At 58.9% G+C, this 22,935-nt stretch carries 22 protein-coding genes and 1 tRNA gene; 11 read left to right on the top strand and 12 right to left on the bottom strand.

The genetic code is table 11. The annotated features are described in order from the left end of the window. Nucleotides 1-10: 10 nt before the first annotated feature. From ftsZ to ACFCXQ_RS07645, 9 genes are all read left to right on the top strand, one after another. Nucleotides 11-1,936 (top strand): cell division protein FtsZ, encoded by a 1,926-nt coding sequence (gene ftsZ, locus ACFCXQ_RS07605; protein ID WP_379549363.1) that lies wholly within the window; start codon nt 11-13, stop codon nt 1,934-1,936. A gap of 189 nt (nt 1,937-2,125) precedes the next feature. Further along, the gene (locus ACFCXQ_RS07610; RefSeq protein WP_379549365.1) at nt 2,126-3,517 is read left to right on the top strand and encodes a tetratricopeptide repeat protein; all 1,392 of its coding nucleotides are present in this window, start codon (nt 2,126-2,128) and stop codon (nt 3,515-3,517) included. Between the two features lie 236 nt (nt 3,518-3,753). Further along, entirely contained in the window at nt 3,754-4,203 is a 450-nt protein-coding gene (locus tag ACFCXQ_RS07615; RefSeq protein ID WP_379554586.1) for a YbjN domain-containing protein, read from the top strand. Nucleotides 4,204-4,403: 200 nt separating this feature from the next. Further along, nucleotides 4,404-5,216, top strand: a complete 813-nt coding sequence (locus ACFCXQ_RS07620) for a pyrroline-5-carboxylate reductase family protein (protein ID WP_379549367.1) — start codon at nt 4,404-4,406, stop codon at nt 5,214-5,216. 119 nt (nt 5,217-5,335) lie between these two features. Next, complete coding sequence (locus tag ACFCXQ_RS07625) at nt 5,336-6,094, top strand: Bax inhibitor-1/YccA family protein (RefSeq protein WP_379549369.1); 759 nt, start codon at nt 5,336-5,338, stop codon at nt 6,092-6,094. A gap of 400 nt (nt 6,095-6,494) precedes the next feature. Next, nucleotides 6,495-7,085, top strand: coding sequence for a hypothetical protein (locus ACFCXQ_RS07630; RefSeq protein WP_379549371.1), 591 nt, complete (start codon nt 6,495-6,497; stop codon nt 7,083-7,085). Between the two features lie 109 nt (nt 7,086-7,194). Then, nucleotides 7,195-8,253 carry a GTPase ObgE gene (gene obgE, locus ACFCXQ_RS07635; RefSeq protein ID WP_379549372.1) on the top strand — a complete coding sequence of 353 codons (1,059 nt, stop codon included), beginning with the start codon at nt 7,195-7,197 and terminating at the stop codon, nt 8,251-8,253. A gap of 4 nt (nt 8,254-8,257) precedes the next feature. Then, nucleotides 8,258-9,382, top strand: coding sequence for a glutamate 5-kinase (proB, locus tag ACFCXQ_RS07640; RefSeq protein WP_379554588.1), 1,125 nt, complete (start codon nt 8,258-8,260; stop codon nt 9,380-9,382). Continuing rightward, the gene (locus ACFCXQ_RS07645) at nt 9,379-10,290 is read left to right on the top strand and encodes an NAD-dependent epimerase/dehydratase family protein (RefSeq protein WP_379549374.1); all 912 of its coding nucleotides are present in this window, start codon (nt 9,379-9,381) and stop codon (nt 10,288-10,290) included. The genes proB and ACFCXQ_RS07645 overlap by 4 nt, the downstream gene beginning before the upstream one ends. A 33-nt stretch (nt 10,291-10,323) precedes the next feature. On the opposite strand, the gene ACFCXQ_RS07650 is transcribed toward ACFCXQ_RS07645, so the two are convergent. From ACFCXQ_RS07650 to ACFCXQ_RS07690, 9 genes are all read right to left on the bottom strand, one after another. Beyond that, nucleotides 10,324-11,109 carry a phosphoadenylyl-sulfate reductase gene (locus ACFCXQ_RS07650; RefSeq protein ID WP_379549376.1) on the bottom strand — a complete coding sequence of 262 codons (786 nt, stop codon included), beginning with the start codon at nt 11,107-11,109 and terminating at the stop codon, nt 10,324-10,326. A 5-nt stretch (nt 11,110-11,114) separates the two neighbouring features. Beyond that, nucleotides 11,115-11,555, bottom strand: a complete 441-nt coding sequence (locus ACFCXQ_RS07655; protein WP_379549378.1) for a DUF934 domain-containing protein — start codon at nt 11,553-11,555, stop codon at nt 11,115-11,117. Beyond that, nucleotides 11,548-13,179 (bottom strand): nitrite/sulfite reductase, encoded by a 1,632-nt coding sequence (locus ACFCXQ_RS07660; RefSeq protein ID WP_379549380.1) that lies wholly within the window; start codon nt 13,177-13,179, stop codon nt 11,548-11,550. The genes ACFCXQ_RS07655 and ACFCXQ_RS07660 overlap by 8 nt, the downstream gene beginning before the upstream one ends. A gap of 268 nt (nt 13,180-13,447) precedes the next feature. Further along, nucleotides 13,448-13,744: a DUF2849 domain-containing protein gene (locus ACFCXQ_RS07665; RefSeq protein ID WP_379549382.1), complete on the bottom strand. Its 297-nt coding sequence runs from the start codon at nt 13,742-13,744 to the stop codon at nt 13,448-13,450. Further along, nucleotides 13,741-14,514: a uroporphyrinogen-III C-methyltransferase gene (gene cobA / locus ACFCXQ_RS07670; protein ID WP_379549384.1), complete on the bottom strand. Its 774-nt coding sequence runs from the start codon at nt 14,512-14,514 to the stop codon at nt 13,741-13,743. Before cobA ends, ACFCXQ_RS07665 begins: the two co-directional genes overlap by 4 nt. A 97-nt stretch (nt 14,515-14,611) precedes the next feature. Then, on the bottom strand, nt 14,612-15,724 hold the full coding sequence (locus tag ACFCXQ_RS07675; protein ID WP_379549386.1) for a mechanosensitive ion channel family protein: 1,113 nt from the start codon (nt 15,722-15,724) through the stop codon (nt 14,612-14,614). After that, nucleotides 15,721-16,926: a cystathionine beta-lyase gene (metC, locus tag ACFCXQ_RS07680; RefSeq protein WP_379549388.1), complete on the bottom strand. Its 1,206-nt coding sequence runs from the start codon at nt 16,924-16,926 to the stop codon at nt 15,721-15,723. The genes ACFCXQ_RS07675 and metC overlap by 4 nt, the downstream gene beginning before the upstream one ends. Before the next feature lies 1 nt (nt 16,927). Further along, on the bottom strand, nt 16,928-17,767 hold the full coding sequence (locus tag ACFCXQ_RS07685; protein ID WP_379549390.1) for a sulfurtransferase: 840 nt from the start codon (nt 17,765-17,767) through the stop codon (nt 16,928-16,930). A gap of 20 nt (nt 17,768-17,787) precedes the next feature. After that, nucleotides 17,788-18,951, bottom strand: coding sequence for a hypothetical protein (locus ACFCXQ_RS07690; protein ID WP_379549392.1), 1,164 nt, complete (start codon nt 18,949-18,951; stop codon nt 17,788-17,790). 115 nt (nt 18,952-19,066) lie between these two features. Between ACFCXQ_RS07690 and queF the strand changes: the two genes are divergently transcribed. Together queF and ACFCXQ_RS07700 are read left to right on the top strand one after the other, a co-directional pair. Continuing rightward, entirely contained in the window at nt 19,067-19,534 is a 468-nt protein-coding gene (gene queF, locus ACFCXQ_RS07695; RefSeq protein WP_379549394.1) for a preQ(1) synthase, read from the top strand. Then, nucleotides 19,534-20,334, top strand: coding sequence for a DUF1499 domain-containing protein (locus ACFCXQ_RS07700; protein ID WP_379549396.1), 801 nt, complete (start codon nt 19,534-19,536; stop codon nt 20,332-20,334). Before queF ends, ACFCXQ_RS07700 begins: the two co-directional genes overlap by 1 nt. A 21-nt stretch (nt 20,335-20,355) precedes the next feature. Here the strand turns inward: ACFCXQ_RS07700 and ACFCXQ_RS07705 are convergent. From ACFCXQ_RS07705 to ACFCXQ_RS07715, 3 genes are all read right to left on the bottom strand, one after another. Then, nucleotides 20,356-20,431, bottom strand: a tRNA-Thr gene (locus tag ACFCXQ_RS07705). Between the two features lie 137 nt (nt 20,432-20,568). Next, entirely contained in the window at nt 20,569-21,450 is an 882-nt protein-coding gene (locus tag ACFCXQ_RS07710; RefSeq protein ID WP_379549398.1) for a hypothetical protein, read from the bottom strand. A 37-nt stretch (nt 21,451-21,487) separates the two neighbouring features. After that, complete coding sequence (locus tag ACFCXQ_RS07715; RefSeq protein ID WP_379549400.1) at nt 21,488-22,804, bottom strand: replication-associated recombination protein A; 1,317 nt, start codon at nt 22,802-22,804, stop codon at nt 21,488-21,490. Between the last annotated feature and the right edge of the window lie 131 nt (nt 22,805-22,935).

Raw genomic sequence — 22,935 nt, forward strand, 5'->3', positions numbered from 1 at the left:
GGGAAATACCATGAGTATCAATATCGGCCCCGCATCCACTGACGAGCTTCGGCCAAAGATCACCGTTATTGGTGTCGGCGGCGCGGGCGGCAATGCTATCGCGAATATGATGGCGGCAGAGATTGAGGGCGTTGATTTCGTTATCGCCAACACAGACGCGCAGGCGCTGTCAAATTCCTCGACCGAAAAACGCATTCAGTTGGGGCCGGATATCACTGGCGGGCTGGGTGCAGGTGCGCGGCCTGAAGTTGGCAAGGCCGCGGCGGAAGAAACTGTAGATGAGATCGATCACGCGCTTGAGGGCGTGAACATGTGCTTTATCGCCGCTGGTATGGGCGGCGGCACAGGCACAGGCGCTGCGCCGGTAATTGCAGAGGCCGCGCGCAAGAAAGGCGTGCTTACTGTTGGCGTCGTGACCAAGCCGTTCCTGTTTGAAGGTACGCGGCGCATGCGGGCGGCTGAGGCTGGCATTGAAGAGCTGCAAAAGCATGTTGATACGCTGATCGTCATTCCGAACCAGAACCTGTTCCTCGTCGCCAAGGCTGAGACGACTTTCAAGGAAGCGTTTGAACTGGCCGATGAGGTGCTTCAGCAAGGCGTGCGCTCGATTACCGATCTGATGGTTATGCCTGGGCTGATCAATCTCGATTTTGCCGACGTCCGCTCGGTGATGAGCGAGATGGGCAAGGCGATGATGGGTACAGGCGAGGGCGAGGGCGACAACCGCGCGCTCGAAGCAGCCGAACGTGCAATCGCCAACCCGCTGCTCGACGGCGTCAGCATGGCCGGCGCCAAGGGCGTGATTATCTCCATTCTCGGCGGCGAGGATATGAAGCTGCTTGAGGTCGACGAGGCGGCCAATCACATCCGCGAGCTGGTGGATGAAGATGCTAACATCATTTGGGGTTCAGCCTTCAACCCTGACCTTGAAGGTAAGATTAGAGTGTCTGTTGTTGCCACCGGTATTGATCAGAATGCTGCGCCTGCGCAGACGCAAACCCGGCCCTTTACACTGACCGATTCCAAGCCGCCAAAGCGGCCAGCGCTTGCCATGCCGCAAGAGGCGGAGGGTGATAGTGAACCATTCGAACTGAACGAAGGAATGTCTACGCAGGTCGAAGAAGAACCAGTTGCTGCGGTTTCGACACCGTTTGGTATGGCCAGCGATCTGCCGCCGATGGAATTGTCGGACGAAGACATCACTTATGGCGAGGCAGCCGAGACGCCTGACGACGCGGACGGTGGATTTGGCGATGCAGCGGACGATTCTGGTGACACATTCGAAGCTGATAGCGACGCTGAAGACGACGTCGAAGAAGTAGCGCCAAGCATGGGACTGAGCGCAATGGACGGCCCTGACTATGAGGGCGCTGATGATGATCTCGATGATGTGGACGGCATTGTCGACCCGCTAGAAGGACTGCGCGACGACCATACCGAACGCTTCGAGCAGGTTGATGAGACCGGCGGTGTGGATGCAGGTGCTCCCGGCGGTGAAGAGCCGCTCGACCTGTCTCGCTCGATAGAGCCTGAGGTAAGCTATGATGTCGATGGCGCAGACGTTGGGCAGGACGAGCTAGAACTCGGTGCAGATGACATTGCAGAACCTGCTTCTGATGAGGGAGGCATGTTCCCAGGCCGTCGCCGCAACCTGGTTGCGGGTGATGGGGATGGTTCAACGTCAAGCGATGGTTCGGCGGCGAGCGATGGAGCAGCAGCGAGCCCTGCTCAACCGCAAGGCACAGGAGGCGCACCAGCTGGAGCCGCGGCCGCTGGTGGCGGCGTTCAAGGCAGCACTCTGTTTGAGCGCATGGCCCGCTTGTCGCGCGGCTCTGGATCCGATGACGAAGACAAAGATGGTGATGATGACGATGGCGGTGAGGGCGGCTCGGCGCTGAATATCCCACGCTTCCTTGGTCGCCAAAACAATCAATAACGACTGGCAATAGAGAGCCGTAATGGACTCAAGCTGCCGTAATCATTCGCCTGGTAACTGACGACAGATGGTGCTGGGCAAGTGGTCCGTCGCAGTTATAAGATGCTGACCATGCTTTCTCATCGCCCGATCAATGCCAATTTTGCCGTAGCGGCTATAAGCTTATGCGTAGGTCTAGGCGCTTTCAGTTTGTCCCCTGCGCAGGCGCAAACCGCTTCGCGTGAAATCGTTCAGCCGCTTCCGCCCGCTGCGTCAGGCGATTTGAATCGCGCCCTGCGCGTTCTGGCACGCAGCCCGCGAAATCTTGAGGCGTTGCTGAACGCCGGCAATGCGTCGCTTGACCTTAATGATAATGCGGCGGCGATCGGCTTTTTCACCCGCGCCCGCGAAGTAGACGCGCAAGACCGGCAAGTGCTGCATGGCCTTGCCCGGGCTCAGCTAGCATTGGGGCAACCAGTTGAAGCGCTTGATCTGTTCGCGCAAGCTGAAGAAGCGGGCATTGATCCCGCGGAGATCGAGGCAGATCGCGGGCTCGCTTATGATCTGGTGGGAGAAAATGCCCGTGCGCGTGAGCTTTATCAGCGGACTTTGAACCGCGGCGATGATGATGAACTGCGCAGGCGCCTTGCATTAAGCCATGCGATTTCGGGCAATCGGCCTGCTTTCGAGCGTGAGCTTTACGCGCAGTTGGAGAAGGCTGATCGCGCTGGTTTTCGCGCCCGAGCATTTGGTTTGGCGATATTGGGTGACGGCGATGAAGCGGTGAAAATCGCCGAGGCGCTTATGCCCACTGATCTGGCGCTGCGCATGGCGCCATATCTGCGCTATATGCCGCGCCTCACCAAAGCGCAGCAAGCAGCGGCGGCAAATCTCGGCGTGTTTCCGCGTGCGGCCAATATTGGCCGCGATGATCCCAGCATTGCTGAATATGCGGCGCGCGGGGCGGAGATCACTGCTCAGGCCAATGATGCTCTGACACCGAGCGGCGAACCCTTGGGAACCCAGGCGAACGAAGTGGCTGCGCCGACGCAGGCAAATGACGAGCCGCGCCGTCGTCCGGACCGTATTGATGCTGCTGCGCCCGGCGATGATGGGGCGCAGGCTGTTGTTGTTCAGGCCGCTGTCAATTCTGAAGAGAGTACCACGCAGGGGCAGGAAGCCCCGATCGCCAGCGTCGCGGATGCTTTTGGTGATTTCAGTTCAAGCGCTCCTCAGACGGCGGGTCGGACGGAGGGCGCGGTCGATATCACTTCTATAGAACCACCGCGTGAAGTTGAGGAAGTGGAAGAGGCGGTGCCTCCAGAACCCGTGCATCCCGCGCGTCACTGGGTGCAAGTGGCCACCGGCCGCGACCGGGCGGCACTGCGGTTTGATTGGCGGCGTATTGCGCGCGCTGCGGGCGGTTTGCTCGAGGGGAAGGGGCCTCTAGTCGCCACTTGGGGCCAGACTAACCGCTTGCTTGCGGGGCCTTACGATTCTGCGCGTAGTGCACGCGAGATCGTTAACGATTTGAAAGAGTTAGAAATCGATAGCTTCTCATTTTCCAGCTCTGAAGGTCAGGAAATCGAGTCGCTGCGCTAGCGCCAAGAGGCGGGGCTGCACTTTTGTGACGTCAAATCGGGCTTGTTCACAGGCTTTGAACAGGCGAGTTCACTTCTCCCCAGCCAGCATGCATCCCGCATTTGCCAAGCCTCGCTGCCTATGTGCATCCAGCGATTAATGACTTGCTCGCTTTCCCCCTACACTCCGCCCAATCGAGTTGCTTTGTGACTGCGGCTCAGGCCCGGTTCGAGTCGGATGAAGCCGCTCCGATTGAGATGCTGACCGCGCTTTTTGAAGCGCGCGGGTGGCCTTGTCGCAGCGGCGGGGAAGAAGTGACTGCCGAGATCCAAGGAAGCTGGGCGAAATATACTGTGAAGGGCGTCTGGCGGGGCGAGGACAATGTGCTTCAAATTCTGTGCCTGCCCGATATTCGCGTGGCTGAGGACAAGCGCACCGCTGCGCAGGAACTGGTCACGTTGATGAACGAGCAGATATGGATTGGCCATTTCGACATGTGGTCGAGCGGCGGCGTACTGCTTTACCGCAATGGCAATATGCTCAGTGATGATGGCACGCTCAGCCTCGCCCAAGCGCAGTCGTTGATTGAGATTGCGGTTGAGGAATGCGACCGGTTTTACCCGGCATTCCAATTCGTCCTGTGGGGCGATAAAGAGCCGGGCGAAGCGCTGGATGCTGCTATGGTGGACGCTGCTGGCGAAGCGTAAGCGTAGCTTGATGCAGCGCACATAAACGCTGCTGGCGAAGCGTAAGCGTAGCTTGATGCAGCGTACATAAACGCTGCTGGCGAAGCGTAAGCGTAGCTTGATGCAGTGCACATAAACGCTGCTGGCGAAGCGTAAGCGTAGCTTGATGCAACGGATGAACGAACCCGACGGCGCTTGATCAAGGCGAGAGGTGCGCCCACATGAGAGCCATGAACCAAAGCATATTGATTTACGGGTTCGGGGCGATGACCTCGGCTATGCTCGAGGGGTGGATCGCGTCGGGCCTCGCGCCCGAGCAGGTCACCGTCTACAATCCGCGCATCAAAACCGTGCGTGTGGGCGCCCGGTTCACGGACACAGTCCCTGCGCAGCCATTTGACGTCGTTGTGCTTGGGTTTAAGCCGCACATGCTGCGCGATATCGCCCCTGAGATGAAAACTTGTGTTGGCGCAGAGACGATCATCCTGTCTGTGCTGGCAGGGGTAGAGTTGGCGACGCTGCGGGAAGCTTTTCCGCGAGCAGCCGCGGTGGTGCGCTTTATGCCAAATCTTGCCGTCGCGCTTAATCAATCGCCCAATGCGCTGATCGCGGAAGGCTTGGACGACAACGGCCATGCGCTGGTCACGGAGTTGGCAGACCGCCTTGGGACGGCTGAATGGCTCAGCGATGAAGGCCAGTTTGATTTGGTGACTGCCCTGGCGGGGTCAGGTCCGGGCTTTGTCTACCGCTTCATCGATGCGCTCGCGGCGGGAGCAGCCGATCTAGGGCTGGAAAGCGAGCAGGCGACGCGTTTAGCAGTGCAAATGGTCGCAGGCGCAGGCGCATTAGCGGCGCAATCGCCTGATTCGCCCGGTACGCTTGCAAGCCGCGTCGCTAGCCCCGGCGGGATGACGCAAAAAGGGCTCGACGTGCTAGATACTGACCAAGCGCTTAATAATCTTGCTAAAGAGACGCTGCGGGCTGCGCGTGATCGTGGTCTAGAGATGGCAGCTCAGGCGCGTAAGCAAGGTTAACGCGGTTGAAGCCTATATCGGTGTGAAAAGCGTCGGTTTTGCTTGAAAATTGGCTCTGAAACACCGATATTGTAAGCGAGGCGGGGCTATAGTGCCCTGCGAAACGGAGTTTATCGACGATGTCCGATTGGAACGACAACAACCGGCAGTCTTTTGGCCAGCGGCAAACGGGCTTTGGCTCGGTGCCGCGCGCGGGGGATGCCGTCGCACGTGGTGAGACTTTTGATGCGGGCCTGCGCTCGCACATGCTCAAGATTTACAATTACATGACCTCCGGCATTTTGCTCACAGGTATTGTGTCGCTGCTAACCGCGCAAAGCGGGCTGGTGTACACGCTGATGAGTGGCCCGCTATTCTGGCTGGTGGCGCTGGCCCCGCTGGGCTTTGTGTTCGCCATGAGCTTTGGCGCGAACAAGTTCAGCCAGGGCACACTGCAAGTGATGTTCTGGGGTTTCGCGATCGCTATGGGCCTTTCGCTGTCCTCGATTTTCGTGGTTTACACGGGAGAATCCATCGCGGCGACGTTCTTCGCCACGGCAGGCGCGTTCGCGGGGCTTAGCCTGTTTGGCTACACCACGAAGAAGGATTTGTCAGGCTTCGGCACGTTCCTGATCATGGGCGTTGTCGGCCTGATCATCGCATCAATTCTCAACATCTTCTTGGGCTCGAGCACGCTCAGTCTGGCAATCAGCTTCCTTGGGGTGCTGATCTTCGCGGGTCTGACGGCCTATGATACGCAGCGTTTGAAGCGCGAGTATCAGCATCTGCGCGGCACAGAATTTGCCGGTAAAGCCGTTATTCTCGGCGCGCTGAGCCTGTACCTCGACTTCATCAATATGTTCATGTTCCTGCTTCGCTTCATGGGTTCGCGGGAGTGACCCAAGAATATTAGTGCGCGAATAGTCGCACTATTGAATCGGTTTATCGTGCCCGGGGCGTTTTGAGCGCTCCGGGCATTTTCTTTGGCGCCTTGTCGCGCTAGGCATATCTCCTTCAGCGGGCGTCAATGATCGATCAGCAATCATAACCTCGCTTGGAATATGGGCCTGCAAGATGCATACGGGCTTGAGACAAAGAGGGCGCGCCAGCACAATGACAGAATTCGATGCACACTCATCCAAATTTGCGAAAATTCGCATCATCGCCGTGACAGCAGGAGTTGCTGCGCTGGCAGGGTGTGCAACTGCGCCACCGCCTCCACCACCTCCACCTCCGCCGGCGCCGCAAGCCAAGGTGATTCCACCTCGGCCAGTACCACCCGGGGGCGCGGCCGCGAACATGGTAATGCCGGCAATGGGCGCCAATGGCGTACGCCAGACGGTGAACGCGGGAATTTCAGAAGCGCAGACGATTTGGAACCTGCGTTCTGCGCTCAACGTCGCGGCGCTTAATTGCCTCGAAGCGCAGCACGCCTCAATCTTGCCGAACTACAAAAGCTATCTGGGCGCCCATTCGCGCCAATTGCGTAGCACCAACAGCGCGGTGGGCCGTGAGTTTCGCGAAAAGCATGGGCGTAGCTATCGCGATGCGCAGGATACTTACATGACGCAGGTCTATAACTATTTTGCTCTGCCACCGGCGCTTGATGATTTCTGTGATGCGGCGGTTGGCGTCAGCAGCGATGCAGCGGTTGCACCGCGCGGTAGCTTGAGCGAGTTTTCGGTTGCTGGCCTTTCGCGTTTGGAAGCGGTCTTTGAAGGCTTCTACAGCGAATATGAGCAATACCGAGTGGATCTAAGCGCTTGGGATGCTGAGTACGGTGCGGGCGCAGCGACTACTGCTGCGCCGCAGCCTCTGCCCACCGAAGGGCCGATTTTCCAGCCAAGTCCGACCGTACAGGGTGCAGGTTCCACTGATGACGGTGGTTGACCCACTGATCCGCTCCAGCGGCGTCAGCTTGCGCCGTGCAAGCGCGGCCTTGGCTAGCGTTTAGGAAAAAGTGCTCCAATTGTGCGGCCTAACCTTCTAGGTGGCTGACATGCATTTTCTCGATCAAGCCAAAATCTACTTAAAATCAGGCCCGGGCGGACCAGGCGCGGTCAGCTTTCGGCGTGAGAAATACGTTGAATATGGCGGACCGGATGGCGGCAATGGCGGCAAGGGCGGCGACATTGTGTTTGAGGCGGTACAAGGCCTCAATACGCTGATCGACTTTCGCTATGCGCAGCATTTCAAGGCCAAGCGCGGCGACCATGGCCGAGGGCGCGATCAAACCGGAGGGGGCGCAGACGATCTAATCGTCAAAGTTCCGGTTGGCACGCAAGTGCTCTCGGAGGACAAAGAAGAGGTTCTGGCTGACTTCACCGAAGTTGGACAGCGCTTGGTCTTTCTCGAAGGCGGGCAGGGCGGACGCGGCAATGCGAGCTATAAAAGCTCGACCAACCGCGCCCCGCGCCAGCATCAACCCGGCGGCCCTGGTGAGGAAATGTGGGTCTGGCTTAGACTGAAATTGTTGGCTGACGTTGGTCTGCTTGGTCTGCCGAACGCTGGTAAATCCACCTTCATCAATGCCGTCTCAAACGCCAATGCGAAGGTCGGGCATTATGCCTTTACCACGCTGGTGCCTAAGCTGGGCGTGGTCCGGCACAAGGCGCGCGAGTTTGTGATCGCTGATATTCCCGGCCTCATCGAAGGCGCGGCTGAGGGTGCTGGCATTGGTGACCGTTTTCTCGGCCATATTGAGCGGTGCCGCGTGCTCATCCATCTGGTTGATATCGCAGGCGACGATCCGGCTGAGGCGTTTCGCACGGTCAACGCAGAGCTTGAAGCCTATGGCGAGGATCTCAGCGACAAACCGCAGTTAATTGTGCTGAATAAGCTCGATCTTGCCGACGAAGAATTGGCCGAGGGCTTCGCCGCTGAGCTGCTGGAAGCGGGGGCTGATAAGGTCTTTGCGATCTCCGGGGCGACCGGCGCAGGGATTGAGCAATTGCTCGATGCGGTGCTTGGCTACCTGCCTGACCGCACCTCGACTGAGACCAATGCTGCTGAGGTTGAGGACGAGCACGAGGACGGCGGCGAATGGTCGCCCATTTGACGCGATGGCGGTGAGCGCACTTTCACAGATTGGCGATGCCAAGCGGATTGTTATCAAGATCGGCAGCGCGCTGTTGGTCGAGGGCGGTGTGCCGCGCGATGTTTGGTTGCAGTCGATTGCGCGGGATATTTCTGAGCGCCGCGCCGATGGCCAAGATGTCATCGTTGTCTGCTCCGGCGCGATTGCGCTTGGCGCCGCAAGGCTCAACCTTGCCAAAGGCGGGCGCGGCAGTCTCGCCGATGCGCAGGCCGCCGCAGCGGTGGGCCAGATCGAACTAGCAAATCTGTGGTCAGCGGCGTTGAGCGGGCGGGGCCTCACAGCGGCACAATTGCTGCTGACGCTTGATGATCTTGAGGATCGGCGGCGCTATCTCAACGGGTCGGCCACGCTTGAGAGGTTGTTGGATGCCGGCACTGTCCCTGTAATCAATGAAAACGATAGTGTTGCGACGGAAGAAATCCGTTTTGGCGATAATGACCGGCTGGCCGCGCGCGTCGCGCAGGCGGTAGGCGCTGATCTGGTGCTGCTTTTGTCCGATGTTGACGGGCTTTATGACCGCGATCCGGCGGCTCCGGATGCCAAGTTGATCCGGCAAGTTGATGGCATCACGCCAGAGATCACCGCGATGGCGAGCACGGCTTCCTCGTCCGGTCTGGGTTCCGGCGGGATGGCATCCAAGCTTCAGGCGGCCGAAATCGCTGAGCGTGCCGGTATCACATTGGCGATTATCAATGGTAAGCCGGATGCGCCGATTGCCCGAGCGATTGAGCAGAATCGCGGAACTGTTTTCCTGCCCCAACGCCGCGATGGCGCGCGCAAGGTCTGGCTTGGCGGGCGGCTGAATGCGGCGGGTACACTGCATGTGGACGAAGGCTGTGTAAGAGCTATGGCCAGCGACGGGGCGAGCCTGCTTGCAGTGGGCATCACCAGCGTGGATGGATCGTTCCAGCGCGGCGACCTTGTGAGCATTTGCGGGCCGGATGGTGTTCCGCTCGGGCAGGGGCTAAGCGAATATGATGCGGTGAGCTGCCGCCGGATTGCAGGTCTGCGCGAGGATCATCAGGCCAAGGTTCTGGGCCATGCGCCGCGCGCCGCAGTGGTGCACCGTGATCATATGGTGCTCTCATGATCATTACCGTAACAGGCGCAACGGGTTTTGTTGGGCGGGCATTTCTTGATCAGGCGAGCGCAGAAGAGGTCAAAATCCGCGCGCTTACCCGGCGCGATCAAGCAGAGCGCGATGGTATTCAATGGGTGCGCGGAACGCTCAGCGATGAGGCCGCGCTCACCGAACTTATAACAGGCAGCGATGCCGTTGTGCACATTGCAGGCCTGACCAACGCGCCGGACCCGGCCGAGTTTGAGGCGGCCAATGTCACCGGCACAGCCAATGTCATTGCGGCGTGCAAAGCGGCCAAGGTCAAGCGGCTGATCTTTGTCTCCTCCTTGGCGGCGCGTCAGCCGGAATTGTCAGCATACGGGGCTTCTAAAGCGCGTGCAGAAGATCTCGTTCTGACCAGCGGGCTTGAGTGGACGACCATTCGCCCACCTGCGGTTTATGGTCCGCGCGACGACGATATGTTTGAGCTGTTTCGCAGCGCTAAATGGGGCTTGGTTCCGCTGCCCCCTGGCGGCGCCACTTCAATCATTCACGTGAGTGATCTGGCCGAATTGCTGCTCGCTTTGATTGGTGCGCAGCCAGCTTTGGTCCGCAAAAAGACATTCGAGCCCGATGATGGCCGCGAGGGTGGTTGGAGTCACAAGGAGATGGCGCGGGCAATCGGCGCAGCTGTGGGGCGGCCCGTATTTGCGCCTAGCTTACCGCAAAGCGTGCTTGAGTTCGCGGCCAAAGCTGATCGCCTGTTCCGCGGTGACAAGGCGAAACTGACTGCGGACCGTGTCAGCTACATGTGCCACCCCAATTGGGTGTCGCGATTTGACAAACGTCCGCCAGAAGCCGTTTGGATGCCGCGTATTCCTGGAGAAGAGGGCTTTGCGCAGACTGCCGAGTGGTATCGGAGTGCGGGCTGGTTGTAGCTTCGTTTGAAGTTTCCAAGCCAAAGCAAACCCCTACAAAAACGGCTCGTAACCGGGCGGTAGCTCGCCCTCATCGGTAAGCGGTGTGTGAATGCCGCATTCGGTCTTGTCCCAGCCTTTCCAGCGGCCAGAACGCGGGTCTTCACCCGGTGCGACTTTGCTGGTGCAGGGGCCGCAACCAATCGAGGGATAGCCTTGCTCGATGAGCGGGTGGCGCGGTAGCTCATGTTCTTCAAAATATGCCGCGATCCGTTCCGCATCCCAATCAATCAGAGGGTTTATCTTAAGGCGTGCTTGCTCGTCAGATGTGTCGAGCTCAAAGCGCGGCAAATTTGCGCGTGTATCACTTTGAAAGGATTTGCGACCCGTAAAGCTCGCATCATACTTGGCGAGAGCCTTGGCGAGCGGTTTTACCTTGCGGATATCGCAGCAACCATCGGGGTCATAGGACCAGCGCAGGCCGGTCTCATCCTTAGTCTCCAGCTCACCCAGATCAGGATAGAGATTGACCAAATTTGTGAGGCCAATTTTCGCCGCCAACTCATCGCGATAAGCGAGGGTTTCGGGGAAATGCTTGCCCGTTTCGAGGAATAAGACCGGAATACCAGGGTCAACTTGCGCGACCAGATGCAGCAAAACCGCGCTTTCCGCACCAAAGCTAGAGACGATCGCAAGGTCTCCGGCCAGATTGCCCTTGATCACGCCCTCAAGCATTTCGTCCGTGCTGGATCCACGAAACATGCGGTTGAGCCGCACGGCATCATGCTCGGTAAAGCGCGGGGCGGCATCAAGCCGGTCAATCTGGCGGGCTTCAGTCATGCGGTTTACCCAGCGCTCGCGGCGCCGTGGCGCTTGGCCCAGATCGGAGAAGCGGCATCAGCGGCGCTTTGATAGACTTCGGGCCAGCGCGACAGGGCACTTTCGACATCGCCCGCGTCGAGCGCTTGATCGGGCTCAAACGCGTCGAACCCGCAGCGGCGCATATAGGCAAGCTGATCGACGAGAACGTCACCGACTGCGCGGATCTCGCCGGTAAATCCGGCCTCGCGCAGGACGCGGGCGGAGGAATAGCCGCGCCCATCGCCAAAAGCCGGGAAGTTCACTTCGACCAGTGCGAGGCGATCAAGATGCGGCAGAAGCGCGCGCGCATCGTCGCCCGGCTCCACCCGCACTGCGTTCGCATTAGTCTGGTCAAGGAAAGCGTCGACGGTCACGGCCGGGTGATCGACCAACTCGTCATCGCGGTAGCGTAAAATCTCAGTCATAAAGCGCCTCCTTGAATGGCTCCATGCCGATGCGGCGATAGGTATCGAGGAAGCGCTCCTCGCCCTCGCGTGCTTTGAGGTAAACGTCGGTTACGGTCTCGACAGCGTTGATAACGCCGTCCTCATCAAAGCCGCGACCAGTAATTTTTCCGAGCGAAACATCCTCTGCCTCGCTTCCGCCGAGCGAGAGCTGGTAATTCTCGACGCCCTTCTTATCGACGCCGAGAATACCGATGTGCCCGGCATGGTGATGCCCGCAGGCATTGATGCAGCCGGAGATTTTGAGCTTGAGCTGCCCTAATTCCTCGGTCTTACCCTTTTCGGCAAACCGCTCCGAGATTTTCTGCGCCAGCGGGATCGAACGCGCATTGGCGAGGCTGCAATAATCGAGGCCTGGGCAGGCGATAATGTCCTCAATCGTATCGAGGTTGGGTGCACCAAGACCCGCTGCATCGAGCGCTGTCCAGAGCGCATGAAGATCGGCGATTTTCACATGCGGCAGCACGACATTTTGCGTGTGCATGACGCGCATTTCGTCAAAGCTATGCCGCTTCGCAAGGTCAGCCATCAGATGCATTTGCTCAGCGCTGGCATCACCCGGAATGCCGCCAACCGGCTTCAGGCTGATGACTGCGCTGACATAGCTATCATGCTTGTGGCGGTGCGTGTTGCGGTCCACCCATAGCGCGAAATCCGGGTCTGAGCGGTCGAGCGAATTAGGGCCGTCCTCAAACGCAGGATCAGTGAAATAGGTCTTGATCCGCTCCAGCTCGGCCAGAGGCGGTTCAACGCCGGACCCGAGCAGATGTGCGAACTCTTCCTCCACTTGACGGGTGTATTCTTCTGCGCCCAGTTCGTGAACGAGGATCTTGATCCGCGCCTTGTATTTGTTGTCGCGGCGGCCATAGCGATTGTAGACGCGCAGGCACGCTTCGGAATAAGTAACCAGCTGATCCAGAGGAACAAATTCGCGAATGCATGGCGCGATCATCGGGGTGCGTCCCATACCGCCGCCAACATAGAAGGCAGCGCCCAGCTCGCCTGCGTCATTTTTGACGATGTTGATACCAATATCGTGCAGGCGCATAGCCGCACGGTCCGTATCGCTCGCAATCACAGCGATTTTGAACTTGCGCGGCAGATAGCTGAATTCCGGGTGGAAGCTCGACCACTGACGCAGGATTTCCGCGTAGGGGCGGGGGTCCACGAGCTCATCATGAGCAGCGCCCGCGAAGTGGTCTGACGAGATGTTGCGAATGCAATTGCCGCTGGTCTGAATGGCATGCATTTCAACCTTGGCAAGATCAGCCAGCAAATCGCCCGCTTCCTCCAGCTTGATCCAATTATACTGGATGTTCTGACGCGTGGTGAAGTGACCATAACCGCGGTCATATTTGTCCGCGATGTCAGCCAGCGCGTGCATCTGCTGCGAATTGAGCGTGCCATAGGGGATCGCCACGCGCAGCATATAGGCGTGCAATTGCAGATAGAGCCCGTTCATCAGTCGCAGCGGCTTGAACTGGTCTTCGGTTAGTTTTCCGTCGAGGCGGCGCTGCGCCTGATCGCGAAATTCCGCCACGCGGGCATCGACCATTTCTTGGTCGTAGTTATCATACTTATACATTAAGGCATGTCCTCTTGGTTCAATAACGCCGAGACGGAGCCGAACTGCTTCAAGCTCAAGGCGTGAGGAGAGAGCGATGCCAAAGCATCGTGACTGACGAACAACGATGAGATCGGAGCAGTTCGGCCCGCCGCCGGAGCGGCCGTTCGGCCAAGCCCGCTGGAGAGCGTCTCAGTCATTGAATGGGCTACCAGCCCATTCTGCGGACTGTTCCTTCCCAGCGGACTGGGCCGAACGATCTCAATGCTATTGAACCAAGAGGACATGCCTAGATCACCCAATTGCCGATTTCTGGATCGGCTGGTTTGAGAGTGAGGTCGGGGCGCACGGTTGGGCCGAGCGCGCGGATACGGTCTTTGATGTGGGATGGGCGGGGCGTGCCGTCCTGCAGCTCCGCTTCGACCACATAAGGCACATTCACGCGGCGAGCCGACTCCTCGGTGCGGGCGATTTCATCGGCAATGTCGCCAGCATCCACAGCATCTTCGATATGGATCGACCAGTCGTTGCCCGTCCACCAGACGACGGCGCCGGATTTGAGGTCATTTCCGGTAAGCAATTTCATTGAGACGCCTCCTCTTGGAGCTTTGTCTGGGCAAGTTGCGTTAGGGTGACGTTGTCGCGCGCCGTCACTTCGCCAATGACGATGAGCGCGGGGCTGATGACTTTTTCCGCTTCGACGAGATCTGGCAGACCCGCGAGCAATCCGCGCAGTAACCGCATTTCTGCGCGGGCGGCGTTCTCAATCACCGCGATTGGCATGTCAGGCGATAGCCCGTCTTCCATCAGTTTTTCGGCGATCTGAGGTGCGGTTTTGACGCCCATATAAATAACGAGCGTGCGCCCTTTTCCGGCAAGACCTGCCCAGTTCTGATCTTTCAGCCCTTTGCATTGGCCCGCGACGAAGCTGACCACACTGGAGACGTCACGATGCGTCAGCGCGATCTGAGCCGCGGCGGCTGCGCCATTTGCGGCGCTGATACCGGGCACTATCTCAACCTTAAGGCCAGCGGCCTGCGCAGCTTCAGCCTCCTCGCCGCCGCGCCCAAAGATTAGCGGATCGCCGCCTTTGAGGCGCACAACGTCGCGTCCAGCCAAGGCTTCGCGAACCAGCAGCGCATTGATGTCTTCTTGCGGGAGGGTGTGCTTTGAACGCTGCTTAGCAACGGAAATTAGCGTCGCATCATCGCGCGCCAGACCGAGAATCGCCGGATCTACAAGTCCGTCATGTACGATCAGCGATGCGCTTCGCAGCAGCCGTGCGGCGCGCAGTGTCAGCAAGTCTGGGTCACCAGGGCCCGCGCCGACTAGATAAAGAGTACCGGAATTTTCCATGCAGCGCAGATGCGCTCGCATGCTCAAACGCGCCAATCAGAATGCGTGTCGAGCTAAACAGCAAATGTTTTGAAAGCGGATGTAACCGGTCTGCAAGTCAGCCTTTGTTTCCGCCCTCACGCTCGCTCAAGGTCGCGATAAGCTTCTCAAATTGCTCATTATTCCGCAGGTTGAGGTCGCGTTGCGGATAGGGGATTTCGATGTCGTTTTCTTTGAAGAGCTGCCAGATACGCATGTAAACGTCGGACCTAATGTTTGCGAGGCCCCCTTCCGGGTCTTGGATCCAGAACCGGATTTCGAAATCAACCGAGTTGTCGCCAAACCCCATCAAATTGACCCGTGGTTTCGGATTGGCCAGGATACGATTGGTTTCGTCAACGGCTTGATAGAGTAGTTTTGAGACAAGCTCTAAATCGCTATCATAAGACACGCCAACGGGCGCCTTCACCCGCACATCGCGCGAGCTGTATGACCAGTTTACCACCTGATTGACCATCAGATTTTCGTTCGGGATGAGGTGCTCGGTTTGATCGCGCGTAATCACGGAGATGGCGCGAATGCCGATCTTGCGAATCTGACCGATGGCTTCGTTTCCGGCTTGATCGGAGACAGAAATAACATCGCCTGGCTTGATCGACTTATCCATCAGCAACAGGATGCCAGAGATCAAATTGCCGAAGGTCTTTTGCAGGCCAAAACCAATCGCCAGACCAAATGCGCCCCCGAAAAACGCTAGGGCTGTGAGATCAATGCCGAGCATGTCGATCCCGATCAGGAATGCGAGCGCCCATATGGCGACCGTGCTGAGCTTTTCAGCGAGCAGTTTCTGTGTACTGTCGAAGCGCGTAATGCGCCGTATCAGATTGCGGCTCAGGCGCGTGGCAACCCACGCCAGCGTGATAACGAGCAGGATAACGGCGATGACCAGCAGCACATCAAGAAGAGATATCCGCGTATTGCCAATCTGGACTGCAGCGTCCTGAAGCGTTTGCAAGAATGCGCCCGCCGTTTCGCTTTTCTCGCCAACACCCTCGACGATGTTTTGTGACGCCTCGATTGCTTCAACCGGCTGTTCTGGCTCGGGCTCCTGCGCGGCAGACGCATCTGCTGCCTCGGCGGCTACTTCACCGATTTCGCCGCCGCTTTCGCTTTCCACGGCAGGTTCAGTGGTTTCAGTTACATCGGCGGGTAGTGAAGTGGTTGTTGTCATACTGTTTTCATCTTGGCGAACCCTGCTTGTAAGTCTGCGATCAGGTCTTTGGGTTCTTCTAGACCGATTGAAAGACGAATGCCCAGAGCATCGCTTTCGTTCCAACCCGTTTTTGGCCAGCTCATCCGATCGCGCACGGGCGGGACGTCAAAAGGTAGGGCCAGGCTCTCAAATCCTCCCCAGCTATAGCCGATACCGAACAGTTTAAGCGCATCGATAAGACGGCATCGCGCGGCATCGTCGCGGCCTTTGAGGACAAAACTGAACAGGCCGCAGCCGCCGGTGAAATCGCGCTGCCACAGCTCGTGTCCGGGCGCGCCTGGCAAAATGGGGCACAGAACATGCGCCACATCTTCGTGCGCGGCGAGCCACTCGGCGATCTGGAGCGCGCTCTCGGTTTCCTGTTTCAGCCGCACTCCCATGGTCCTGAGGCCGCGCAACGCTAATGCCGCATCATCGGGGGAGACCACATTGCCCATTTGCTGGCTGCGCGCGCGCAGACGTTTGTAGAGCGCTTCGCCTGCGGTGCAAGCGCCCAGCATCACGTCGGAATGGCCCACCACATGCTTGGTCAAAGCCTGAATGCTAATGTCACAACCGTGCTCAAGCGCGGCGAAGCCAAGCGAAGTTGCCCAAGTATTGTCAAGCACGCTAACCGCACCGTTCTCGCGTGCAATTGCAGCGAGCGCAGGCACATCACAGACTTCCATCGTCAAGCTGCCGGGGCATTCGATCATCACCGCCTTGGTCCTGTCGCAGAAGAGGCCAGCGAAGCCATCAAGGTCGAGCGGGTCGTAAAAGCGATGCTCAATGCCAAAGCGTTTGAGCAGCCCCATCGCCATGGTCCGCGTGGGGTCATAGGCGTTGTCAGTCACCAGCAAGGCATCACCAGGCCTCAGGACGGTTAGCAGCGCGCCTGCAATCGCCGCAACGCCGCTGGGGTACAGCACGGTGCCATGTGCGCCGGGCTCCAGTTCGGTCAGCGCATCGGCCAGCGCCCACTGCGTGGGCGAGCCTCGGCGGCCGTAAAAGAATTGGCCATCTGCATTGCTTTTTACGCCTTCGCGCAGCGCTTCGCAATTCTCGTAAAGATGAGTGCTCGCGCGGTAGACTGGCGGATTGACCACATGCGGGTCCGGGCTGCGCCCGCCAGCAACAAGTTTGGTAGAGGCGGAAAGGGAAGGATCGTCAGATTTGGCCATGTTATGCGTCCTCGCCTGCATGCTGACCGATGGATTTAGGCGTGTCGGGATCGGCGCCCCATTCGCTCCAGCTACCATCATACAGCGCGGTGTCATCGCGCCCGATAAGATACAGTGCAAAGAGCAAAACCGCTGCGGTCATGCCGCTATTGCACGTGGTGATGACAGGCTTACTCATATCGATCCCAGCATCCGCGAAGAGTGCTTTGATCTGGTCGACCGGTTTGTACGTCCCGTCGAGCTGAAACAGCGCTCCAAACCACAGGTTGCGGGAGCTGGGAATATGCCCGCCCTCGGCCTCAATGCCGCCAAATCGTCCGGCATCACGGGCATCTACGACCTGCGCGGCCTGAGACGTGATATTCGCGAGCATATCCTCTTTGCTGCGCACCTTGCCGGGCTCACGCAGAGGTAAGGCCGCAGTTGGTGCTTGGTTGACCGAACCGCTCTCTAGTGGGCGATCTTCTGCGCGCCATTTGGCCAGTCCTCCATCGAGGGTTGCGACGTTATGAAACCCGCTTTCCTTTAGGATGAACCATGCCCGCGCAGCGCTTTTGATCGCGCTATCGTCATAGAGGATGATCGTGTCGGATGAGTTGATACCAAGAACGCTCATTCGTTCAGAAATTTGCGCAGGGCTCGGCATGGTATTTGTAACCGGCGCACTGGCATCGTGCAGGTTCGGCATATCGAGAAAGCGCGCGCCGGGAATGTGTGCGTCCTCAAAATCGCCAAGCGCGTTGCGGCCTGCATCGGGCAAGTGCTTGCTCGCATCGAGGATGACCACGGCGGGCGTGTTGCGGTTTGCTGCGAGCCAGTCGGTTGAAACCAAAGCGTCCATACGTGCAACGCTTAGCGGGCCTATGAAAGCGCGTCGAGTTGCCTGTGCGCAATCGGGCTCCAGCTGCGCGGTCCATCGTCAAGCGCAAATGGCTGGAGGCGCGTGTTGCCGCCCAGGCCGGAGTTCCCACCAGCTTGGCCAATGATCAAGGTTTTGACCAAAGGCTGAGTGCCATCAGCGGTTAAGCGCAGACGCAAGAGCGGCACCAAAAGCGCAGTTTTGCCTTGGCGGATCGCCACCGCCTGGTTGAGCGGCAATTGCACTTGGCCCTCAAACCGTTTGGACTGACCGGCGGACATGCGCGGTGTTTCATGCCGGATCGGTAGTGCGGTATCGGGCAGCGCTACTTGCTGCTCCATCGGGCGGCCTTGACCAGCTGAGGTTAGGTCTGCGCCCAATACAATGTTTGAGACGGCCTCGTTGGTCTTATTCAACACGGTGACGCGGTATGCGAGCGTGGCGTTCATCAGGCTGCGGCTGAGCGAGATTACTTCGATCTGCACTCTAAGTGGCTCGGTGGCGGCTGGGGACGATGTGTCGGTCGCGGGTACACCTCGCTCACTTTTCTCGGGACGAGCGATCGGAGGGGCGATTGTTGGAGCTGGCTTAGATGGTTTGCTCCGGCGCAGCACATATACACCCGCCGCTGCGAGCAAGAGTGCGGTGACCCCTGCGATCCAGAGCCAAAACTGCGAGCTCAGGGCGGCGGTTTCTTCTGCCTCAGCCGCTCGCACAGGCGGCGCAGTGGCTGGCGCTTGGGGCGGTTCGATCACGCCTGGAGAACGCTCTGGAGAAGGTGTTAGGCCGTCCGCATCTGTTATCGCTTGCGGAGCTGGCGCGGTGGCTGGCCCCGCCGAGCGCGAGCTTGATCTGTTTTGATCCTGCTGAATCCGCGCAGGCGCCTCAGCTTGTGCATCGTCACCTGGGGCGGTGAGGATCGGCTCGAACGTTTCAGTCGGGGTGGGCGAGGAAGCGGGCGCGTCTGTCTCAATCGCGCGCGGTGCCACGGGAACTGGGCCATCAATGTCGACCGGGCCTTGCACTTGCGGTGTCTCGCTGGGGCGGGGTGCAGGCGGCAATTCGAATTGCTGCACCGACTGCGCGTGCGCGATGGGTGCCGCAGATACGCCAAATCCCAACGCGCATAGCACGAGGAAAGCCGAAATGATGAGGCGGGTTTGCATCTTCTACCGAGGGTCTCTTGTTCCGCTCATTGGCGGTGTCAGTTGAATAGGCACTGAAGCGGCCAAACCCAAGGGGCAGCTTGCACGCGCGCCGCTTTCAAGGCAGAGGCGAGGCATGAGTGACACAGATACATCACCTCAGCCCCGCTTTCTCGGCAAGGACAGCCCGCTGCCGACTTCGCCGGAAACCGCAGAGCTGGACTATGTGCCGAACCCGCGCGCGGGCGAGCTGTTTCTCACGCGCTTCGCCGCACCTGAGTTCACCTCGGTCTGTCCAGTCACTGGCCAGCCTGATTTTGCCCATTTGGTGATTGATTATGCGCCGGGCGACACCCTGGTGGAATCCAAATCGCTCAAGCTTTTTCTGGGCAGTTTTCGGGGTCATTCCGGCTTTCACGAGGATGTGACGGTCGGCATTGGCCGCCGTTTGACTGATGAAATGAAGCCGCGCTGGCTGCGGATCGGCGGATATTGGTATCCACGTGGAGGCATTCCCATTGACGTATTCTGGCAAAGCGGATTGCCGCCAGAGGGGCTGTGGCTGCCCGATCAAGGCGTGGCGCCATATAGAGGACGAGGATAATGACCAACATATTGAATAATTTGCCGAAATATTCGCTGTGGGCCGCGCTTGTGCTCCTCGCGTGGTTCGCGGTCGCAATCTTCGGGCCGAAGTTCGGTGTCATTGGCTGGCAGACCGGCTTCCTAACGATGGTTGTTGGCGCCGGTCCAATACTTATGGGTGTAGTCGCGCTTATCGCTCTCATCGCATTGCTGATCGCATTTTTCCGCAAACCTCGCGGTCCCTGGTGGAAAGCGGCTCTGGCGCTGGCCATTCCGCTCGCGTTGTTCGCGGGACTAATGGCAGTGCGCGCGCAAGGGTCTGCCGTTCCGCCAATTCACGATGTGTCGACTGACCTGCGCAATCCGCCAAGCTTTTCAGCCAAAACGCTGGCGGCGCGCGAGGAATGGGGCGCAAACCCTATTCACGATTACGGCACGCCTTTGGGCGAGCTTCAAATGTGGTCGAGCATGGAGGGCGATCTCGCGGCCAAGAACCATGCCGACATCATCGCTGAAAGCTATTCCGAGCTTCAGCCGATTGTTCTGGGCGATGCGACGCGCGACGAAGCGCTTGATGCGATTGTCGCCGCTATGGGCGAGATTGGACTGTCCGATGTTCACCGTAGTGCGGAAGACGGCACTGTCGAGGGCGTTGCCGAGACCTTTGCGTTCGGTTTTCGCGATGATGTGGTCGCGCGCATTGACGATGGACAGATTGACATTCGCTCCGTCAGCCGCGTGGGCCTAAGCGATCTGGGCTACAATGCAGCGCGGGTTGAAGAACTGGCCGATGCTATTGAGGCGCGGCTGGGGCAGTAATCTTGCGGGTGTAGGAAGGTATGGTGCCGGCTGCACGATTCGAACGCGCGGCCTGATGATTACAAATCAACTGCTCTACCAACTGAGCTAAGCCGGCCCAAAACCCAAGCGCGAAAGCCTGAGGCAACCACGCGGAAGCGCCCATTGGCACCAAGCACCGCGTCTGTCCAGTCCCTCTAGCACCGATTGTGATAAAATTACGTTTACGCGCCAGAATGTGTCTGCACAAAACAGCTATGCGCCGAAAGTCCAGCCCTCGGTCCGGGCGATTTCATCGGTAAGCCCGGCTGGTTCCCAGCGGTGATTTTCATGCCCCACTGCGCGTAGCCATGCGGCGGTAATGAGCGCATCGGTGGAGTGATCATCGATTTTGCCGCTTCTACCGACTGGCGGCGAACCCAAGGTAGTCAGCGCTTTGTTCAGTTCTTCATAAGAACGCATTTTTGCTGTGCTTGGCGTGCGGCCTGCTTCGATGGCGGCAAGCGAGGTGTAGATCTCGACTGCGACCGATCCAGTATCGGGCAAAGGGTTGATCGGCCAGACCGGCAGTGACCCGCGCAATTGGTGCAGCATCCGCATTCCGGTGAGCGAGCTTTTGCCGACCTGCGCTGCGCCAACCAGGTTGAAATTGGAGTATGGCCTTAGGCCAAGCGCAGCCTGCGCATGCTCGGTTGCGCGCAGCCGCCCGCGGCCATGTGTCGCCCCGTCACAGCGGAATTTCGCACCCTCACGGCCTCCATGTCGGCGGAAGAATGCGGCGAGTTCTGGGTGATCGACGAAACTCTGTACTTCGAGGTTTGGGTCTTCTGCGCATATCTGATCAATCAGCGCCCAAAGAGATGCCGCGTCGCACGGGCTCTCGTCCCAACCCGGAAAGAACGCACCGCAATCGGCGAAGGGCAGAGCTATTCCTAAATCCAATCCAACGAGAGTATCAGGAGGCAGATCGTCGCGCAGCAAGTCTAGCACGTCTTCGCGGCCCCAAACGCCCTTCGGTGGTTTGAGCAATGCGGGAGGGCCGCCTTCCTTATCCGCCAACGCAAGCGCGATCCCCTTTTGCGTCGCCCCCTTAGCACCCGACCAATCAATCGCGAGAAATTGCTCGAAACGCGTCATTTTTGCGCGCTACCGCTTCGCTGCTTGAGCGCGGAGGTCATTTGCGCTCTTGTCGCAAGCGGTCCCAATACTCCATCCGCTCGCGCACTTTGCGCTCAAAGCCGCGCTCAACTGGCTCGTAATAGCTCTGCGGCTTCATTTCTTCCGGCCAGTAATTGTCGCCAGAAAAGCCCTCGTCAGTGTTGTGGTCATAGCTGTAGCCCTCACCATAACCGATATCTTTCATGAGCTTGGTCGGCGCGTTGAGGATGTTGGCGGGCGGCATCAAACTGCCGGTCTCGCGTGCCGATTTGAACGCAGCCTTTTGCGCCGCATATGCCGCGTTCGATTTGGGTGCGGTCGCGAGGTAAAGGCAGGCCTGCACAATCGCCAGCTCGCCCTCGGGCGATCCGAGAAACTCATACGCGTCCTTTGCGGCGAGGCATTGAATAAGAGCTTGCGGGTCAGCAAGGCCGACGTCTTCGCTGGCAAAGCGCACCAGACGGCGCAGCACATAAAGCGGCTCTTCGCCCGCCGTGAGCATGCGCGCCATGTAATATAGCGCAGCCTGCGGGTCGGACCCGCGGAGCGACTTATGTAGCGCGGAAATGAGATTGTAATGCCCGTCGCGGTCCTTGTCGTACACCGCGACGCGGCGCTGCAGAAACTGGCCCAAGGCTGCCGGATCAAGCGGCGTGCCTATCTTGGCATTGTAGAGCGTCTCCGCCTGATTGAGGAGGAAGCGGCCATCGCCATCGGCGCTTGCGAGCAGCGCGTCGCGCGCCGTATCCGTCAAGGGAAGAGGGCCTTCGAGTGCCTCTGCGCGGGCGAGCAGTTCAGCGAGCGATTCGTGGTCAAGCCGCTGCAGGATCAGCACCTGGGCGCGGCTGAGGAGAGCGGCGTTAAGCGCAAAACTGGGGTTCTCGGTCGTTGCGCCGACCAGCGTCACCGTGCCGCGCTCGACAAAGGGCAAGAAGCCATCTTGCTGCGCTCGATTAAAGCGGTGGATCTCGTCCACAAACAGCAGCGTGCGCTGTCCAGCCTCAGCGGCCTTGTCAGCAGCGGCGAAGGCTTTCTTAAGGTCTGCGACCCCGCTGAACACGGCGCTGACACTTTCAAAACGCATGCCGACTGATTGCGCGAGTAGGCGGGCAATGGTCGTTTTGCCTGTGCCCGGAGGCCCCCAAAGGATCATGCTGGAGAGCTTGCCCGCCGCGACCATTCGGCCAATCGCGCCTTCTGGCCCAGTCAGGTGATCCTGCCCAATGACCTCAACAAGTTCTGCCGGGCGCAGGCGATCGGCTAGTGGTGCATCCAATCGGATAACCTCTCGCAGAGTTTCTGGAATTGGGTCATCGCCGAACAAATCAGTCATTGGTCGATCCACATAAGTAGTTCAGCGGAGAATGCCACAAGGCACTTGCAAAGATGCAACTAAGATATATCTTAAGAATATCGTTCGAGCCTACCTCAATCCCCCAACACAGGCTCGCTAAGGAGAGAAAT

Source organism: Qipengyuania rhodophyticola (assembly GCF_042493225.1).
Taxonomy (GTDB): Bacteria; Pseudomonadota; Alphaproteobacteria; order Sphingomonadales; family Sphingomonadaceae; genus Erythrobacter.

Bases quoted from the DNA above. Each gene is read 5' to 3' on its own strand.
- ACFCXQ_RS07615 (WP_379554586.1), top strand. From the start codon at position 3,754: ATGCTGACCGCGCTTTTTGAAGCGCGCGGGTGGCCTTGTCGCAGCGGC.
- ACFCXQ_RS07685 (WP_379549390.1), bottom strand. From the start codon at position 17,767: ATGGACGCTTTGGTTTCAACCGACTGGCTCGCAGCAAACCGCAACACG.
- ACFCXQ_RS07655 (WP_379549378.1), bottom strand. From the start codon at position 11,555: ATGACTGAGATTTTACGCTACCGCGATGACGAGTTGGTCGATCACCCG.
- ACFCXQ_RS07700 (WP_379549396.1), top strand. From the start codon at position 19,534: ATGACCAACATATTGAATAATTTGCCGAAATATTCGCTGTGGGCCGCG.
- ACFCXQ_RS07715 (WP_379549400.1), bottom strand. From the start codon at position 22,804: ATGACTGATTTGTTCGGCGATGACCCAATTCCAGAAACTCTGCGAGAG.
- ACFCXQ_RS07660 (WP_379549380.1), bottom strand. From the start codon at position 13,179: ATGTATAAGTATGATAACTACGACCAAGAAATGGTCGATGCCCGCGTG.
- ACFCXQ_RS07645 (WP_379549374.1), top strand. From the start codon at position 9,379: ATGATCATTACCGTAACAGGCGCAACGGGTTTTGTTGGGCGGGCATTT.
- ACFCXQ_RS07675 (WP_379549386.1), bottom strand. From the start codon at position 15,724: ATGACAACAACCACTTCACTACCCGCCGATGTAACTGAAACCACTGAA.
- ACFCXQ_RS07630 (WP_379549371.1), top strand. From the start codon at position 6,495: ATGGTAATGCCGGCAATGGGCGCCAATGGCGTACGCCAGACGGTGAAC.
- ACFCXQ_RS07650 (WP_379549376.1), bottom strand. From the start codon at position 11,109: ATGACTGAAGCCCGCCAGATTGACCGGCTTGATGCCGCCCCGCGCTTT.
- ftsZ (WP_379549363.1), top strand. From the start codon at position 11: ATGAGTATCAATATCGGCCCCGCATCCACTGACGAGCTTCGGCCAAAG.
- ACFCXQ_RS07710 (WP_379549398.1), bottom strand. From the start codon at position 21,450: ATGACGCGTTTCGAGCAATTTCTCGCGATTGATTGGTCGGGTGCTAAG.
- ACFCXQ_RS07665 (WP_379549382.1), bottom strand. From the start codon at position 13,744: ATGAAATTGCTTACCGGAAATGACCTCAAATCCGGCGCCGTCGTCTGG.
- ACFCXQ_RS07620 (WP_379549367.1), top strand. From the start codon at position 4,404: ATGAGAGCCATGAACCAAAGCATATTGATTTACGGGTTCGGGGCGATG.
- queF (WP_379549394.1), top strand. From the start codon at position 19,067: ATGAGTGACACAGATACATCACCTCAGCCCCGCTTTCTCGGCAAGGAC.
- obgE (WP_379549372.1), top strand. From the start codon at position 7,195: ATGCATTTTCTCGATCAAGCCAAAATCTACTTAAAATCAGGCCCGGGC.
- ACFCXQ_RS07690 (WP_379549392.1), bottom strand. From the start codon at position 18,951: ATGCAAACCCGCCTCATCATTTCGGCTTTCCTCGTGCTATGCGCGTTG.
- metC (WP_379549388.1), bottom strand. From the start codon at position 16,926: ATGGCCAAATCTGACGATCCTTCCCTTTCCGCCTCTACCAAACTTGTT.
- ACFCXQ_RS07625 (WP_379549369.1), top strand. From the start codon at position 5,336: ATGTCCGATTGGAACGACAACAACCGGCAGTCTTTTGGCCAGCGGCAA.
- proB (WP_379554588.1), top strand. From the start codon at position 8,258: ATGGCGGTGAGCGCACTTTCACAGATTGGCGATGCCAAGCGGATTGTT.
- cobA (WP_379549384.1), bottom strand. From the start codon at position 14,514: ATGGAAAATTCCGGTACTCTTTATCTAGTCGGCGCGGGCCCTGGTGAC.